Origin of the sequence: Pseudomonas saliphila, from assembly GCF_008638345.1 — a bacterium.
GTDB classification, from domain to species: Bacteria; Pseudomonadota; Gammaproteobacteria; order Pseudomonadales; family Pseudomonadaceae; genus Halopseudomonas; species Halopseudomonas saliphila.
Genome location: NZ_VTVA01000005.1, coordinates 53326 through 70303, shown reverse-complemented (window position 1 = coordinate 70303; position 16978 = coordinate 53326). Strand labels below are relative to the sequence as shown.

14 protein-coding genes are annotated in these 16978 nt (G+C 57.9%); 12 read left to right on the top strand and 2 right to left on the bottom strand.

The annotated features are described in order from the left end of the window. Positions 1 to 20: 20 nt before the first annotated feature. Positions 21 to 1007, top strand: coding sequence for a beta-N-acetylhexosaminidase (gene nagZ, locus FHK95_RS07515; protein WP_150304114.1), 987 nt, complete (start codon positions 21 to 23; stop codon positions 1005 to 1007). Continuing rightward, positions 1007 to 1747, top strand: coding sequence for an S-methyl-5'-thioinosine phosphorylase (locus tag FHK95_RS07510; protein ID WP_150303981.1), 741 nt, complete (start codon positions 1007 to 1009; stop codon positions 1745 to 1747). The genes nagZ and FHK95_RS07510 overlap by 1 nt, the downstream gene beginning before the upstream one ends. Positions 1748 to 2384: 637 nt before the next feature. Here FHK95_RS07510 and FHK95_RS07505 read toward each other — a convergent pair. Then, complete coding sequence (locus FHK95_RS07505) at positions 2385 to 2939, bottom strand: CsiV family protein (RefSeq protein WP_150303980.1); 555 nt, start codon at positions 2937 to 2939, stop codon at positions 2385 to 2387. Beyond that, entirely contained in the window at positions 2936 to 6421 is a 3486-nt protein-coding gene (mfd, locus tag FHK95_RS07500; RefSeq protein WP_150303979.1) for a transcription-repair coupling factor, read from the bottom strand. Before mfd ends, FHK95_RS07505 begins: the two co-directional genes overlap by 4 nt. Positions 6422 to 6584: 163 nt before the next feature. Here mfd and FHK95_RS07495 point away from each other — a divergent pair, with 163 nt between their 5' ends. The 10 genes from FHK95_RS07495 to sthA all read left to right on the top strand — a co-directional run bounded on the left by FHK95_RS07495 (position 6585) and on the right by sthA (position 16968). After that, complete coding sequence (locus FHK95_RS07495) at positions 6585 to 8030, top strand: glyceraldehyde-3-phosphate dehydrogenase (protein WP_150303978.1); 1446 nt, start codon at positions 6585 to 6587, stop codon at positions 8028 to 8030. A 376-nt stretch (positions 8031 to 8406) separates the two neighbouring features. Beyond that, positions 8407 to 9744, top strand: coding sequence for a Na(+)-translocating NADH-quinone reductase subunit A (locus FHK95_RS07490; RefSeq protein ID WP_150303977.1), 1338 nt, complete (start codon positions 8407 to 8409; stop codon positions 9742 to 9744). Between the two features lie 3 nt (positions 9745 to 9747). Then, on the top strand, positions 9748 to 10962 hold the full coding sequence (locus FHK95_RS07485; protein WP_150303976.1) for an NADH:ubiquinone reductase (Na(+)-transporting) subunit B: 1215 nt from the start codon (positions 9748 to 9750) through the stop codon (positions 10960 to 10962). Further along, a complete protein-coding gene (locus FHK95_RS07480) occupies positions 10952 to 11728 on the top strand; it encodes a Na(+)-translocating NADH-quinone reductase subunit C (RefSeq protein ID WP_150303975.1) in 777 nt (258 codons plus the stop codon). Before FHK95_RS07485 ends, FHK95_RS07480 begins: the two co-directional genes overlap by 11 nt. A 1-nt stretch (position 11729) precedes the next feature. Beyond that, positions 11730 to 12401 carry an NADH:ubiquinone reductase (Na(+)-transporting) subunit D gene (locus tag FHK95_RS07475; RefSeq protein ID WP_150303974.1) on the top strand — a complete coding sequence of 224 codons (672 nt, stop codon included), beginning with the start codon at positions 11730 to 11732 and terminating at the stop codon, positions 12399 to 12401. A gap of 6 nt (positions 12402 to 12407) precedes the next feature. Continuing rightward, positions 12408 to 13016 (top strand): NADH:ubiquinone reductase (Na(+)-transporting) subunit E, encoded by a 609-nt coding sequence (gene nqrE / locus FHK95_RS07470; protein ID WP_150304113.1) that lies wholly within the window; start codon positions 12408 to 12410, stop codon positions 13014 to 13016. Positions 13017 to 13031: 15 nt separating this feature from the next. Then, positions 13032 to 14255 carry an NADH:ubiquinone reductase (Na(+)-transporting) subunit F gene (nqrF, locus tag FHK95_RS07465; protein WP_150303973.1) on the top strand — a complete coding sequence of 408 codons (1224 nt, stop codon included), beginning with the start codon at positions 13032 to 13034 and terminating at the stop codon, positions 14253 to 14255. Position 14256: 1 nt separating this feature from the next. Continuing rightward, on the top strand, positions 14257 to 15279 hold the full coding sequence (locus FHK95_RS07460) for an FAD:protein FMN transferase (protein WP_150303972.1): 1023 nt from the start codon (positions 14257 to 14259) through the stop codon (positions 15277 to 15279). 3 nt (positions 15280 to 15282) lie between these two features. Next, entirely contained in the window at positions 15283 to 15516 is a 234-nt protein-coding gene (gene nqrM, locus FHK95_RS07455; RefSeq protein ID WP_150303971.1) for a (Na+)-NQR maturation NqrM, read from the top strand. A gap of 54 nt (positions 15517 to 15570) precedes the next feature. Continuing rightward, positions 15571 to 16968 (top strand): Si-specific NAD(P)(+) transhydrogenase, encoded by a 1398-nt coding sequence (gene sthA, locus FHK95_RS07450; RefSeq protein WP_150303970.1) that lies wholly within the window; start codon positions 15571 to 15573, stop codon positions 16966 to 16968. Positions 16969 to 16978: the final 10 nt, after the last annotated feature.

The window sequence follows — 16978 nt, the reverse complement described above, 5'->3', positions numbered from 1 at the left end:
GATTGAATCAAGGTTCCCTGATGCTGGACGTGGCAGGCACTTGGCTGGATGCAGCCGACCGCCAGATACTGAGGCAGCCGGAAGTCGGCGGCATCATACTGTTTGCCCGTAACACCGAATCACCTGCGCAGGTGCGCGAGTTGGTCAAGGCGATCCGCGCGGTGCGTCCGGATATGATCGTTGCCATCGATCAGGAGGGCGGACGGGTACAGCGGCTGCGCAACGGTGTGTTGCGCTTGCCTGCGTTAGGCGACGTGGCCGCCCTGAGCGGGCAACAGGCCGAACAGGCAGCCACCGCAGCGGCCTGGCTGATGGCAACCGAAATGCTCGCATGCGGCATCGATATCAGTTTCGCGCCGGTGCTGGATCTGGATTACGGGCGCAGTGCTGTCATCGGTAATCGCTCACTGGGTGGCGATCCCCAGCAGGTTATCCGCCTGGCCAAGGCGTACATTGAAGGTCTCAAGCAGGCGGGCATGGCCGCAACCGGCAAGCATTTCCCGGGCCATGGCTGGGCTGAAGCTGACTCGCATTTTGACTTGCCAGTTGATGAGCGATCGGAGGAGGAAATTCGCGCCACGGATCTGTTGCCGTTTGCGGCGCTAGCCGCGCAACTGGACGGCATCATGCCCGCTCACGTCGTATACCCCTCCGTGGATAAGCTGCCCGCCGGATTCTCCAGGCGCTGGTTGCAGGATATCCTGCGCGCCGAGATGGCTTTCGAAGGCGTCATCTTCAGTGACGACCTGACGATGGCGGGTGCGCATGCGGTGGGCGGCATGAGTGAGCGTGTGGATGCGGCGCTGCAGTCCGGCTGCGATATGCTGCTGGTCTGCAATGATCGCAGCGCGGCGGAGCAGGCACTGGTGCATGTACAGCAGCTCGGTGTTCAGGCACCGGACAATCTGGACCGCATGCTCGCCCGTCACCTACCCGGCGTTGAATACAAGTCGTCGCCGACATGGTTGCAGGCCAGAGGTCTGCTGAAAAGTCTGGAGTTACTCTGATGGATAGCGTCGCGATCATTGGTGGCACCGGGCTGAGCACACTGGATGAGTTGCAGATAACTGCGGAACTGGATCCGGCAACTCCGTTCGGCAGGGCATCAGGTCCGGTGATAAAAGGCCTGCTCGCCGGTCGTGAAGTGCTATTTCTGGTTCGCCACGGTAATCCGCATCGCCTGCCACCGCACAAGATCAACTACCGAGCCAACATGTGGGCCCTGAAAGAGGCGGGTGCCGATGCTGTGATAGCGATAAACGCTGTCGGCGGCATCCACAGCGCGATGGGCTCGGGGCACTTTTGTGTGCCTGACCAGTTGATTGACTATACCTGGGGCCGCGAAGGCAGCTTCTTCGAGGTCGATCTTGACCACGTCACCCATATCGATTTCAGCTATCCCTACGATGAAAGTCTGCGCAAGAAGCTGGTCGGCGTTATGGCGCGCCAGTCGATTGCGCATAGTCCGCATGGCGTGCACGCGGTGACTCAGGGCCCGCGTCTGGAAACGGCGGCGGAGATACGTCGGCTTCAGCGCGATGGTTGTGACATCGTGGGCATGACCGGCATGCCGGAAGCGGCCTTGGCGCGCGAGCTGGGACTGCCATACGCGTGTCTGGCCCTGGTGGTGAATCCTGCCGCAGGCACGCACTCAGACCTGATCAGCATGGAGTCTATCGAGCAGGTGGTCGCCGAGGGGATGGGGCAGGTCAGGAATATCCTGACTCGTGTGATCACTGAGGCCTGAGCGGTGATCTGAAGTCTGCTTCCGCGGCTGTCAGGGTGGAGCAAGTGTTGAAAACAGGGATGTTTTCTCCAAGCCCCTATGGATGGGTTTACGGCGTCTTGCGCTGGCGGGCGGTTAGCTTCGGAGTCTCAGCGCAGCATTTGTGAGTTGTGAGTTAGCTTCCGCGAGTCGACAGGGCCGCGCTGACACGCTGCCAGTACGTCCCTGTAAGCTCGGCGATGACATCCATGTCATCGAACGGTCATCGCAACCCTGTCGCCTCGCTCCGCCACGGAGATTGGAGTTGCCGGCCAGTTCTTGAAATCGGTTCTAATCTCGCTGCCGCATCTATGCCTGATCGAGTCCGTCGGCTGTCAGGGTGGAGCAAGTGTTGAAAACAGGGATGTTTTCGTCAAGCCCCCAGGGACGGGTTCACGGCGTCTTGCGCAATCACTGACAGTTGGCGGGCGCTGAGCTCCAGAATCGCAGCACAATATTTATGAGTTTTGAGCTAGCTTCCGCGAGGCGACAGGGCCGCGCTGACACGCTGCAAGTACGTCCCTGTAAGCTCGACGATGACATCCATGTCATCGGACGGTCAGCGCAACCCTGCCGCCTCGCTCCGCGGTGGAGATTGGAGTCGCCGACAACTTTTAGTCTAGCGGCTAACGATAATCAGCATTCCCAGGCTTTGATGATCCAGGTAGTGAACTTCGTCAGGGCGCAGGCGGCGGCTCTGTTTCAAGCGTTCGCTGACCGGCTCGCTATCCATCGAGGCTGCTTCGTGATTAACCCAGAAGGCGACGTTGGCCTCCAGCGTGTTGTCACGGCTCAGGCTGACTACGCCTTGCACTGGATACAAATCGAAGCCAGTCAGGTCTTCCCCTTTGGTTACGGCGACCGGCGTGCCGGCGGGCTGAGTCCAGGCTTGGTGAAACAGAATCCTGGACCCCTGGGCGGACAGCTTTCTGGCTTCGTTTGCCAGGCGATGGCGGGAGTCATCAATGGGGCGCACGTTGCTCCGTGTGGTGCTGTCCAGTTCGGCCGCGTCAGCTTTCCAGTCCAGTTCCGGGGCTGGGCCCGCAACGATACGGCTGCTCGGTTGGGTGAACAACACGACTTCGACGATGTAGTCCTGTGCGCTGGCCAGGGATGTCACGCTGCACATCAGCAGAAACAGCATGGCGTGCAAGCGAGAGACGGGTGTTTTCATTTGCGTTTTCCTTTGGCTTTCGGTTCGATCGGCGGCTTCTCCAGCCGTTCGATAAGCGCTTCGACCGTATTGAGCCGCAGCTCAGCATTAGCCATCGGCGCATTGAAACGAAACATGGTGGCGCCTTCCAGTCGATAGCGCTGGGGATTGTCCTGTATCAGGCGCACCAGTACCAGTGGGTCGACTGAGGTTTCACCCGCAAACTCGACCCTGCCATGTTCCGGCCCCACATCGACCTTGGAGATCCCCAGCGGCTCGCAACGCAATTTGAGCGAGGTAACCCGGAACAGGGTCTTCACCGGTCCTGGCAACAGGCCGAAGCGATCGATCATCTCTACCTGCAGGTCGCGTAATGCATCCTCATCGTTGGCATTGGCGATGCGCTTGTAGAGGATCAGTCTGGTATGTACGTCCGGCAGATAGTCGTCTGGTATCAGGGCTGGCAGACGCAGGTTGATATCCGGTCCACCACCGAGCGGCTTGTCCAGTGACGGTTCCTTGCCGCTCTGGATCGCTTTGACCGCGCGCTCCAGCATATCCATATACAGCGTGAAACCAACCGCCTGAATTTGTCCGCTCTGGCCATCGCCGAGCAGCTCGCCAGCTCCGCGAATTTCCAGATCGTGGGTCGCCAGGGTGAAACCGGCGCCGAGATCCTGCGCCATGGCAATGGCTTCAAGGCGCTTCTCCGCATCCCCGGTGACTTTTCTGCCGTGGGGGGTGAGCAGGTAGGCGTAGGCCTGGTGATGGCTGCGGCCGACCCGGCCACGCAACTGGTGCAATTGAGCCAGGCCGAACTTGTCGGCGCGCTCGATGATGATGGTGTTGGCGCTGGGGACGTCGATGCCTGTCTCGATGATGGTTGTCGTGACCAGGATATTGAACCGCCGGTGATAGAAGTCACGCATCACTTGTTCCAGCGCGCGTTCTGGCATCTGTCCGTGGCTGACGCCAATGCGCGCTTCGGGTACCAGTTCGGCCAAGTCGGCTGCACACTTTTCGATTGTCTGTACTTCGTTGTGCAGATAGTAGATCTGCCCGCCACGCAGCAATTCGCGCAGGATCGCCTCTTTGAGTACGGCGGGCTGCTGCTGCATGACGAAGGTCTTGACCGAAAGCCGGCGGGCCGGCGGCGTGGCAATGATCGACAGATCGCGCATGCCCGACATTGCCATGTTCAGGGTTCGCGGAATCGGTGTGGCGGTCAGGGTCAGGATGTCCACTTCACTGCGCAGCTTCTTGAACTGTTCCTTCTGGCGAACGCCAAAGCGGTGTTCTTCATCGATGATCACCAGCCCCAGATCCTTGAAACTGATGTCTTGCTGCAGCAGTTTGTGGGTGCCGATCATGATGTCGACCTTACCGTCACCCAGTTCGGCGACGGCGGATTTCATCTCCTTGGCGGACTTGAAGCGCGACATAACCTCGACCTTGACGGGCCAGTCGGCGAAGCGGTCGCTGAAACTGTTGAAGTGCTGCTGAGCCAGCAATGTCGTTGGTACCAGGACCGCGACCTGTTTGCCGCTGTGTACTGCGACGAACGCCGCGCGCATGGCCACCTCGGTCTTGCCGAAACCGACGTCGCCGCAGATCAGACGATCCATCGGCTGACCGCCGGTCATGTCCTTGATGACGGCCTCGATGGCTGCCTGCTGGTCCGCCGTTTCCTCGAACGGGAAGGTATCGGCGAACGCCTCGTAGTCATGCTCGGGCTCGCTGAATTTGAAGCCGATGCGCGCTGCGCGTCGCGCGTAGACATCGAGCAACTCGGCCGCCACGTCACGCACCTGTTCAGCAGCCTTGCGTCGGGCTTTCTGCCATTGCTCCGAGCCGAGCCGGTGCAACGGGGCGTTTTCATCTTCCGAGCCGGTGTAGCGGGCGATCAGGTGCAGGTTCGATACCGGCACATAGAGCGTCGCTTCGTCGGCGTAGAGCAGCTTGAGAAATTCTGCTTCCTGATCCTCGATCGTCAGATTGACCAGGCCGCAGTAACGTCCGACACCGTGATCGATATGTACCACCGGCGCGCCTTCGCGCAGTTCGGTGAGGTTGCGGATCACCGCATCGCCCAGGTCGGTGACCTTGCCGCGCCGCCTGCGCTGCATGACGCGTTTGCCGAACAGCTGGGTCTCGGATATCAGCGCAACCGCCGGCTCAGTCACGACCAGTCCCTGGTCCACCGGCGCTACGATAATGCCGAGCGGGCTCTGGGACTGGGTGAAGCCATGCCAGGTATCAAACTGTTCCGGCTTGATGTCGATGCGCGACAGCAGTTCGAGCAGGGCTTCCCGGCGCCCGGCCGAATCCGCCGTGAACAGCACGCGGCCGGCGAAAGCCTGCAGGAAGCTTTCCAGTTCCGCCAGCGGGCGCTCACGCTTATTGTCCAGCGGCAGCTCGGGTGGCGCCTCGCAGGGCAGGTTGCTGCGACCGGCGCCAGGCGCTACCTCTTCGGTATGACAGACAATGCGCGGATAGGCTTTGATCTGGGCGAAGCAGTCTTCCACCGTCAGAAACAGCTCTGCGGGCGGAAGCAGAGGGCGGGTCGGGTCGAAGCTCTGGTCCTGATGGCGCGAGCGCACATCATTCCAGAATTGCTCTGCGCTGGCTTCGATCCCCGGCTCGCTGAATAGCAGCGTATTGTCGGGGAGATAGTCGAACAGCGTTCCCAGTTCCTCGAAAAACAGCGGCAGGTAGTATTCGATGCCCGGCGGGATCAAGCCTTCGGACATGTCCTGGTAAAGCGGTACCTTACGATGGTCAATCGAGAAACGTTCGCGAAAGCGCGCGCGAAAGCCGGTGAGAGCGGACTTGTCCAGCGGGAACTCACGGGCCGGAAGCAGGTGGATTCGCTCGACCTTATCGATAGAGCGCTGGGTTTCCGGATCGAAGGTCCGCAGTGTCTCGATCTCATCGTCGAACAGGTCGATCCGGTAGGGCAGTTTGCTGCCCATCGGGAACAAGTCCAGTAGCGCACCGCGTACGGCGTAGTCGCCATGTTCATAGACCGTATCCACGCAGCGGTAACCGGCGGCATCGAGGTTCATACGCATGCGGTCGATATCCAGCTGCTGACCGGTTTCCATCATCAGTACCGAACCGCCGAGGAACGGGCGCGGCGGAATGCGGTGGAGCAGGGTGGTCATCGGGACGACGAGAATGCCCTGATTGACCTGGGGCAGCTGGTAGAGCGTTTTCAAACGCTGAGAGATGATGTCCTGGTGTGGTGAGAAGCGATCATAGGGCAGGGTTTCCCAGTCGGGAAAAGTGAGCACGGGCAGATGGGGTGCGAAGAAGCGCAGCTCACGCTCGAGGCGATCGGCCATTGCGGTGTCCCGCGTAATGACCAGACTAAGGCCCTGGTGCCGACTCGCCGCTTCAGCAATCGCCAGGGCGCGCGCCGCGCCCTCGAGCCGGCCCCACGCAACTTTGCCACTATTAATGTTGAACTTTTCGAGGGGTAAAATCGTCTGACTGGCGGGCATGCTTGGGGTCCATCAGGAAAAGCGCTAGTGTAACGCCGTCTGGTACGGTCTGTCCGACATGGACTGTTCTAGTCTGTCGGCTTTTTCCAAGGATGATTGCCTCTCCTGCCCGCGAAACGCATAATATTGGCCCTTTAGCTCCCAAGACCTGGAAGGAAACACCGTGACTCAAGCCCAATACGATCAATGCCTGGAAGCCTGGACTGAACGAGAAGCCACCGCTGAGGCGATGATTCCGCTGATCGGTCGGCTGTACCGCGAGAACAACGTGGTGACCTCAATCTATGGCCGCGGTCTGGTGAACCGTTCTGTTATCAGTCTGCTCAAATCTCACCGTTTCGCTCGTCAGATTGATGATAACGAGTTGTCAGTGCATGACACCTTCCCGGTTATCAAGGCGCTGCTGGACCTGGATCTGGGGCCGGCATCGATCGATCTCGGCCGTCTGGTGAATAAATTCCGCGCTGCCGGTGGCGATGACCTGGACTCCTTTCTGCGTGATGAGCTGGCTGAAGTCATCGGCAAGAAAGGTGCGCGTCGCGAAGGGCGTGATGTGGTGCTGTATGGTTTCGGTCGTATCGGTCGTCTGCTCGCACGCATTATGGTCGAGAAGACCGGCGCTGGTGACGGTCTGCGTCTGCGCGCGATCGTCGTGCGCAAGGGTGCGGCAAATGACCTGGCCAAGCGCGCCAGTCTCCTGCGCCGCGACTCCGTGCATGGCTCATTCCAGGGCACCATCACCATTGATGAAGAGAGCAATACGCTCACAGCTAACGGCAATGTGATCCAGGTCATTTACGCCAGCGACCCAAGCAGCGTCGTGTACACCCAGTACGGCATAAAGGACGCTATCGTCGTCGATAACACCGGCGTATGGCGTGACGAAGCAGGTCTGTCCCAGCACCTGAAATGTCCGGGCGCTTCACAGGTCGTGCTGACCGCGCCGGGCAAGGGCGATCTGAAGAATATCGTGCATGGTATCAACCACGCTGCCATCACCCCTGAAGACAAGATTATTTCAGCTGCGTCCTGTACCACCAACGCTATCGTGCCGGTGCTCAAGGCGATCAACGATAAGTACGGTATCGAGAATGGTCACGTCGAGACGGTGCATTCCTACACCAACGACCAGAACCTGATCGACAACTTCCACAAGGGCAATCGTCGTGGTCGAAGCGCCGCGCTGAACATGGTGATCACCGAGACCGGTGCCGCCAAAGCCGTGGCCAAGGCGCTCCCGGAACTGGAAGGCAAGCTGTCCGGGAACGCGATTCGGGTGCCCACCCCTAACGTTTCGATGGCAATCCTGAACCTGAATCTGAAGAGCAGCACCAACCGTGACGAGGTGAATGACTACCTGCGCCACATGGCGCTGCACTCCGACCTGCACAAGCAGATCGACTTCACCAACTCGTTGGAAGTGGTTTCCACCGACTTTGTCGGTTCCCGCCATGCTGGCGTAGTGGATGCTGAAGCCACTATCTGCAATGACAATCGCGTGATCCTGTACGTGTGGTACGACAACGAATTCGGTTACAGCTGTCAGGTTGTACGGATTCTTGAAGATCTGGCCAATGTGAACCCACCGGCATTTCCGTCGAAGGGCTGAACAGCGGTTTGACAAAAAAGGCGCTCAGGCGCCTTTTTTGTTGCTCAGATTTCGAGGTGCCCGGCCGTGGGAGGGGCAGGGGGAGTGAGCCTCGGAAATCGCAGAAGGCGCGTGGCCGCAAAGCGCCGCTCCTGTTCGGGATGCGAATCAAATGCGACTGATTGTCACTGCGGCCGGATGAAGCGGATACCCCGAAATATTCAAGTGCTTGAGTAGCTTTGGTTAGGCAGGGTCTTTATACTTAGCGGGATTTTTGGTGGGGGTTTGCTGCCGTCTTGCATTGATTCCGCGTCTGTTTTCAGCGCCATATCGTCGGGTTTCCCGGTTCGGTAGCGGCACACCCTTATAGATTCCAACCAGTGATTAGGCTATTCGTATGATAAAAATCAAACGGGGCTTGGACTTGCCAATCACCGGGTCGCCCGAGCAACGTATTGACGAAGCCCGTCAGGTACGCAGCGTGGCCGTAATCGGCTTCGACTACCAAGGTATGAAACCTACCATGGAAGTGCAATTGGGTGACCGGGTCAGATTGGGACAGCTCCTGTTCAGTGACAAGAAAACACCTGGAGTTGTGTATACCGCTCCTGCCAGCGGCGTAATCAGCGCCATCAATCGTGGCGAAAAGCGTGTTTTGCAATCTGTCGTGATCGATGTCGAAGGTGACGACGCCGTCGAATTCGATGCGCATGATGCGGCAACCCTGGGCGCGCTTGATGCAGACAAAGTGCGTGAGCAGCTGATCAACTCAGGCATGTGGACGGCCCTGCGCACGCGGCCATACAGCAAAGTCCCCGAGGTCGACGCAAAGCCCAGTTCGATTTTTGTCACCGCCATTGATACCCATCCTCTTGCAGCTGACCCGGCTGTCGTGCTCGCCGGTCAGGCTGACGCTTTTGAAAACGGTCTGAAGGTTCTTTCCCGATTAGCCCGCGTCTGGCTATGCAAGGCTGAAGGCGCGACGATCCCTGGTGAAAACCTTGATGGCGTCCGCGCAGAAAGCTTTACGGGTCCGCACCCGGCTGGTTTGCCCGGTACGCATATCCACATGCTGGATCCGGTGTGCGAAACCCGTCAGGTCTGGCATATCAACTATCAAGATGTGATTGCGGTCGGTAAATTGTTTACCGAAGGCCGCCTCTGGACCGAGCGCGTCATTGCGCTGGGTGGGCCGCAAGTCGAAAAGCCACGTCTGTTGAAAACCCGTCTGGGTGCCAACCTTGAGGAGTTGACCGCCGGTGAGCTCAAGCCAGGCGACAACCGCATCATTTCCGGTTCGGTATTCGGCGGGCGTCATGCCCGTGGCCCGGTGGGCTTCCTCGGCCGCTACCATCTGCAGGCATCAGTGTTGCTCGAAGGCACTGACCGGCAAATGTTGCATTATCTGCGTGCGGGTACTGACAAGCATTCGGTAATGAATATCTTCCTGTCCAAGCTCAATCCGTCAAAGCTGTTCGACATGACCACCACTACTAATGGCAGCCCGCGCGCCATGATTCCGGTGGGCAACTACGAACAGGTCATGCCGCTGGATATCCTGCCGACCCAGTTGCTACGTGCGCTGATTGTCGGAGATACCGAGGTGGCGCAGCAGCTTGGTTGTATGGAACTGGACGAAGAAGATCTGGCGCTGTGCAGTTACGTATGTGCCGGTAAGTACGAATACGGCCCGATTCTGCGGGATAACCTAACCCGCATTGAAAAGGAGGGTTAAGCCATGGGTCTTCGTGCATTGCTTGACAAGATCGAGCATAACTTCGAAAAAGGCGGCAAACACGAGAAGTACTACGCCTTGTATGAGGCGGTAGATACTTTCCTGTATCGGCCGAGCAGCGTTACCCGGACTACCGCTCACGTACGCGACGGTCTGGACCTCAAGCGGATGATGATCACCGTCTGGCTGTGTACCTTCCCGGCAATGTTCTACGGGATGTACAACGTGGGCTTTCAGGCCAACAGTGTCTACGCTGAAAACCCCGAGATGCTGGGCATGCAGGACAGCTGGCGCATTGGGTTGATCCAGCTTTTCGCCGGCTTCGATCCAGCCAGTCTGTGGGATAACTTCATTCACGGCGCGGCGTACTTTCTGCCTGTCTACCTGGTGACGTTCCTGGTCGGTGGTTTCTGGGAAGTGGTGTTTGCAACGGTCCGCAAGCATGAGGTCAACGAAGGCTTCTTCGTGACGTCGGTCCTGTTTGCACTGATTCTTCCACCGGATATCCCGCTCTGGCAGGTTGCACTGGGCATCAGCTTCGGTGTGGTCATCGGCAAGGAAGTCTTTGGCGGTACCGGTAAGAACTTCCTTAACCCGGCGCTAACCGGCCGGGCCTTCCTGTTCTTTGCCTATCCCGCGGAAATTTCCGGTGATGCGGTATGGACAGCGGTTGACGGCTACGCCAGTGCCACTGCACTCAGTGCTATGGCGATGGGTGGTCTCGAAGCGGTCCTTGGCCAGGGTATCACCTGGTGGGATGCCTTCCTTGGCAGCATCCACGGCTCGATGGGCGAAACTTCAACGCTGGCGATCTTCATTGGTGGCGCAGTGCTGTTGATGACCCGCATCGCCAGCTTGCGGATTGTCCTGGGTGTGATGATCGGTATGATCGCAACCAGCCTGTTGTTCAACGTGCTGGGATCGACCTCCAATCCGATGTTCGCGATGCCGTGGTACTGGCACCTGGTCACTGGTGGTTTCGCCTTCGGCATGATCTTCATGGCGACCGATCCTGTGTCGGCGTCGATGACCAATACCGGCAAGTGGGTGTTCGGTGCGCTGATTGGTTTAATGGTGGTGCTGATTCGTGTAGTGAATCCAGCGTTCCCGGAGGGCATGATGCTCGCGATTCTGTTCGCCAACCTCTTTGCTCCCCTGATCGATCACTTCGTCGTTCAGGCCAACATCAAACGGAGGCTTGCACGTAATGTCCAGTAAAAAAGAATCCGTCAGCCGTACCATTATCGTCGCGCTGCTGGTCTGTCTGGTGTGCTCGATCGTGGTGTCGGTTGCTGCTGTATCGCTCAAGCCGGTGCAGGTAAAGAACCAGTTGCTCGACAAACAGCGCAACATTCTGTTGATCGCCGGTCTGCTGGAGGAAGGGCCGAGCGTGGCCGAGCAGTTCGAGCAGGTTACTGCGCGTCTGGTCGACCTGCGTACCGGTGAGTTCAGCGATGCCGAAGAGCCGTTGACCTATGATCAGCAAGCCGCCGCGCGGGATCCGAATCTGTCGCGGGCGCTGGAATCACATGAAGATGTCGCCAGCATTCGTCGTCGCGAGCATTACGCTACGGTGTACATGATCGAGAACGAAGACGGCATCGAAACCATGATACTGCCAATTCATGGCTATGGTCTGTGGTCCACTCTGTACGGCTTTCTCGCACTTGAAGGCGATCTGAACACCATCCGTGGCCTGGGTTTTTATCAGCACGGTGAAACGCCCGGTCTCGGTGGTGAAGTGGACAACCCCCGTTGGCGCGAGCTGTGGAAAGGTAATGTCGTATACACCGACGACGGCGAGGTCGGCGTGCAGGTCGTCAAAGGTACGGTCGATGGCAGCGATCCGCGTCGTCAGTACAAGGTTGATGGTCTGGCAGGCGCCACTCTAACCAGTCGCGGCGTCGAGAACCTGGTTCGGTTCTGGATGGGCGACACCGGTTTCCGTTCCTTCTTGCAAAACCTGAAAGCAGGGGAGGCATGACATGGCTAACGTAAGTGCCAAAGGGGTCCTTTTCGATCCTGTATTCAAGAACAACCCGATCGCCCTCCAGATTCTGGGTATTTGTTCGGCTCTGGCAGTCACCACCAGCCTCAACGTGACCCTGGTCATGTGCCTGGCGTTGACCTCGGTAGTGGCTCTGTCTAACACCTTCATCTCGGTGATCCGGTCGCAGATTCCTGGCTCGATCCGGATGATTGTACAGATGGTGATCATTGCGTCGCTGGTTATCGTGGTGGATCAGGTATTGAAGGCGTATGCCTTTAATATCAGCAAGCAGCTATCGGTGTTTGTCGGCCTGATCATCACTAACTGCATCGTGATGGGACGGGCCGAAGCGTTCGCCATGCAAAACCCGCCACATCTCAGCTTTCTGGATGGTTTGGGTAACGGCTTGGGCTACAGCTTCATTCTGATTGTGGTTGCGACCATTCGGGAACTGCTTGGCGCGGGCAAGTTGATGGGCTACGAAATCCTGCCGCTGGTCAGCGAAGGCGGCTGGTATCAGCCCAACGGTTTGTTACTCCTGCCACCGTCCGCATTCTTTATCATCGGCTTGATTATCTGGGCGTTGCGTAGCTGGAAGACCGAGCAGGTTGAAGCGAAGGATTACCCGATGGCGCCGCAGTCCCGTGCCGTGAAGGAGGCTATGTAAACCATGATTGAACATTATATAAGCCTCGCAGTCCGGGCCATTTTTGTTGAGAACATGGCCCTCGCGTTCTTCCTTGGGATGTGTACCTTTATCGCCATCTCCAAGAAGGTACAGACAGCAATTGGTCTGGGTCTCGCGGTCGTCGTCGTATTGACGATCACCGTTCCGGCCAACAACCTGATCTATACCTATCTGCTCAAGGATGGCGCATTAGCCTGGGCTGGCCTGCCCAATGTCGACCTCAGCTTCCTGGGTCTGCTGAGCTACATCGGCGTTATCGCCGCGATCGTGCAGATCATGGAAATGTTGCTCGACAAGTTTGTCCCTGCTCTCTACAACGCGCTGGGCGTGTTTTTGCCGCTGATTACGGTGAACTGCGCGATCATGGGTGCTGCACTGTTCATGGTTGAGCGGGATTACGCCTTCGGCGAAAGCGTGGTGTACGGCTTCGGCGCGGGTGTCGGCTGGGCGCTGGCGATCATCGCATTGGCGGGGATTCGCGAGAAGCTCAAGTACAGCGACGTGCCCGATGGCCTGCGTGGCCTGGGTATAACCTTCATCGCCGTGGGTCTGATGTCCCTCGGTTTCATGTCGTTCTCCGGCGTGCAACTGTAAAGAGGAGCTGAACTGATGGAGATGGAAATTTATCTCGGCGTAGGGATGTTCACAGCGATCGTACTGACGCTGGTGACTGTCATCCTGATTGCACGCTCGAAGCTGGTCAGCAGCGGTGATGTCAACATCGAGATCAACGGTGAACGCACTGTGACTGTTGCTGCAGGCGATAAGCTGCTGAACACGCTGTCGTCCAACGGCATCTTTCTGTCGTCAGCCTGTGGCGGTGGCGGCACCTGCGCTCAGTGCAAGTGCATAGTCGAAAGCGGGGGCGGCGAAATGCTACCCACCGAAGAGACCCACTTCACCAAGCGCGAAGCAAAAGAAGGGTGGCGTCTATCCTGCCAGACTCCGGTCAAGCAGGACATGAAGATTGAAGTGCCCGAAGAGGTTTTCGGCGTCAAGAAGTGGGAATGCACCGTGGTGTCAAACCCCAACGTCGCGACCTTCATCAAGGAGCTGACGCTGAAGTTGCCGGAAGGCGAGAACGTCGATTTCCGTGCCGGTGGTTACGTCCAGCTGGAATGCCCACCGCATACCGTGCATTACAAGGATTTCGATATTCAGCCGGAATTTCGCGGCGACTGGGACAAGTTCAACCTCTGGAAATTCGTGTCCAAAGTCGACGAGACGGTTATTCGTGCCTACTCCATGGCGAACTACCCGGAAGAACGCGGCCTGGTGAAGTTCAACATTCGTGTGGCTTCACCGCCACCCGGTCGTGATGAGCTGCCGCCCGGCAAGATGTCTTCCTGGGTGTTCGGTCTGAAGCCCGGGGATAAAGTCACTGTCTACGGTCCGTTTGGTGAGTTTTTCGCCAAGGATACCGAGGCGGAAATGGTCTTCATCGGCGGTGGTGCAGGCATGGCACCGATGCGCTCGCATATCTTCGACCAGCTGAAGCGACTGCACTCCAAGCGCAAGATTTCCTTCTGGTACGGGGCGCGATCGCTGCGCGAAGCCTTCTATGTCGAGGAGTACGATAAACTCGCGGCAGAGAACGAAAACTTCGAATGGCACCTGGCATTGTCCGATCCATTACCTGAGGACAACTGGGAAGGTCCAACCGGCTTCATTCACAACGTGCTTTACGAGAACTATCTCAAGGACCATGTGGCGCCTGAGGATTGTGAGTACTACATGTGTGGTCCACCGATGATGAACGCCTCGGTGATCAAGATGCTGCAAGATCTGGGTGTTGAGCCGGAGAATATCCTGCTCGATGACTTCGGCGGCTAGCATGCTGCATAGCGCCACTCGGCCCGTTCTCGTAGTTGCTCTCGCAGCTGCGTTAGCGGGCTGTTTCAATTCTGCAGAAACCGTTTCCGAGATTTACGGCGGCACCATGGGCAGTACCTATTCGATAAAATGGGTAGGTACGGACGAGACGCCGCCGCCGGAAGCGTTACAAACGGGTGTCGAAGCGCTGCTAGCGGAATTTGACAGCGAGGTCTCGACCTGGCGTGACGATTCCGATCTGGCGCGCTTCAATAGCCTGCCCGCTGGCTCGTGCCAGGATATGCCCGAATCCGTGCTGGAGCTGGTGTCGCTCGCCGAAGAGCTGCACCAGCACAGTGATGGTGGGTTCGACATCACCATTGGGCCTTTGCTCGATTTATGGGGATTCCATGGCGGCCTGGCCAGTCAGACAATACCCGAAGCCGCCGCGCTGGCCGAAGTGTTGCAGAACGTTGGTCAGCAACATCTGCGTACGGTAGACGGTCAGCTGTGCAAGGATGCCAACGTGCAAGTGGATCTGAGCGGTGTGGCAGCCGGTTATGTGGTTGATCGGGTAGTTGAACACCTGGCGGCACAGGGCATCACAAGTTATATGGTTGAAATCACCGGGGAGCTCAAGGCGGCGGGCCTGAAGCCAGGTGATGTGCCCTGGCGGATAGCGATCGAAGAGCCCCGGGATGACAGCCGGATCGCGCAGCTGATCCTCCCGCTTGATGGTCATGGGGTCTCCACTTCGGGTGATTACCGTAATTACTTCGAACTCGACGGCAAACGGTATTCGCACACTTTTGATCCCCGTAACGGGCAGCCGGTCATGCATCAATTGGCCGCCGTGACGGTGCTGCATCCTGATACAGCGCGGGCCGACGGACTCTCGACCTTGTTGTTGGTCAAGGGTCCGGAGCAGGGTTGGCTGTATGCTGTAGAGCAGGATATTGCTGCACTATTTGTAATACGCAAAGGGGTGGGTTTCGAATCCCGAAGCACGCCCCGATTCAAGGCCCTCAAACAGGGCAAGGAGTAAAAAATGGTCTGGTTATTGGCATTCTTGTTGATGTGCCTGGTCGTGGCCGGCATGGCTGTTGGTGTGATGATGGGCCGCAAGCCGATCGCAGGCTCGTGCGGCGGCATTGGCGCAACGGGGCTGGACTCGAGCTGTTCGATTTGCGGCGGAAATGCCGAAAAGTGTGATGAAAGCAGCCTGGAGGCGAAGAAAAAGCCCAGAGCAGATCTGGCCTACGACGCGACCAAGGTCGAGTAGTTAGCACGCTGGCACTATGAAAGCATTCGGGTATTGGAACAAGGAAATCGAAGTATGGCCGTATATAACTATGATGTAGTAGTGCTGGGCTCGGGGCCTGCGGGCGAGGGCGCTGCGATGAATGCTGCCAAGCATGGTCGCAAGGTCGCAGTGGTTGAAGCCCACAGCCTGGTGGGTGGCAATTGCACTCACCTGGGCACGATCCCGTCCAAGGCACTGCGGTATTCGGTCAAGCAGATCATCCATTTCAATACCAACCCGATGTTTCGCGTTATTGGCGATCCGCGCTGGTTCTCCTTTCCCGACGTGCTGAAAAGTGCGGAAAGCGTGATGGCCAAGCAGGTCGCCTCGCGCACCAGCTACTATGCACGTAACCGTGTTGATCTGTTTTTTGGTCGCGGCAGCTTCGCAGACGCCAATACCATCGAGCTGGTAAACGCCCAGGGCGTGGTAGAGCGCCTGGCAGCGAAGGAAATCATCGTTGCGACCGGTTCGCGCCCTTATCGTCCGGCCGACGTGAACTTCAGTCATCCTCGAATCTATGATAGCGACACCATTCTCAAGCTGAACCATACGCCGCGGACCCTCATCATCTATGGCGCCGGAGTAATCGGCTGCGAATATGCGTCGATCTTTTGCGGACTGGGGGTGAAGGTCGATCTGATTGATAACCGCGATCGATTGCTCAGCTTCCTCGATGACGAAATCTCTGATGCTCTGAGTTACCACCTCCGTAACAACGCGGTGCTGATTCGACATAACGAGGAGTATGAAAAGATCGAAGGGCTGGATACCCGGGGCGTGGTGCTGCATTTGAAGTCGGGCAAGAAGCTCAAGGCGGATGCGTTGCTCTGGTGCAACGGCCGTACCGGCAACACTGACGGTCTCGGTCTGGAGAATGTCGGGCTGCAAGCCAATGGCCGCGGGCAGCTCAGCACCGATGAGAATTACCGCACCGAAGTGCCGAATATTTACGCCGTTGGCGATGTAATTGGCTGGCCCAGCCTGGCCAGTGCGGCCTTCGATCAGGGACGTTCCGCTGCGGGTAATATCGTCAGTAACGATGCCTGGCGTTATGTCGACGACGTACCGACGGGCATTTATACCATTCCCGAGATCAGTTCGCTGGGCAAGACCGAACGTGAACTGACTGAGGAAAAGGTACCCTACGAAATTGGCCAGGCGTTCTTCAAGAACATGGCCAGGGCGCAGATCAGTAGCGAGCCGGTGGGTATGCTCAAACTGTTGTTTCATCGGGAAACGCTGGAGGTGCTGGGTATCCACTGTTTCGGAGACCAGGCGTCGGAAATCGTTCACATCGGTCAGGCCATAATGACCCAGAAGGGCGACTCCAACTCGATCAAATATTTCGTCAATACCACGTTCAACTATCCAACCATGGCCGAAGCCTATCGCGTGGCCGCGCTTGATGGTCTGAACCGTTTATTCTGATGTGACAGGC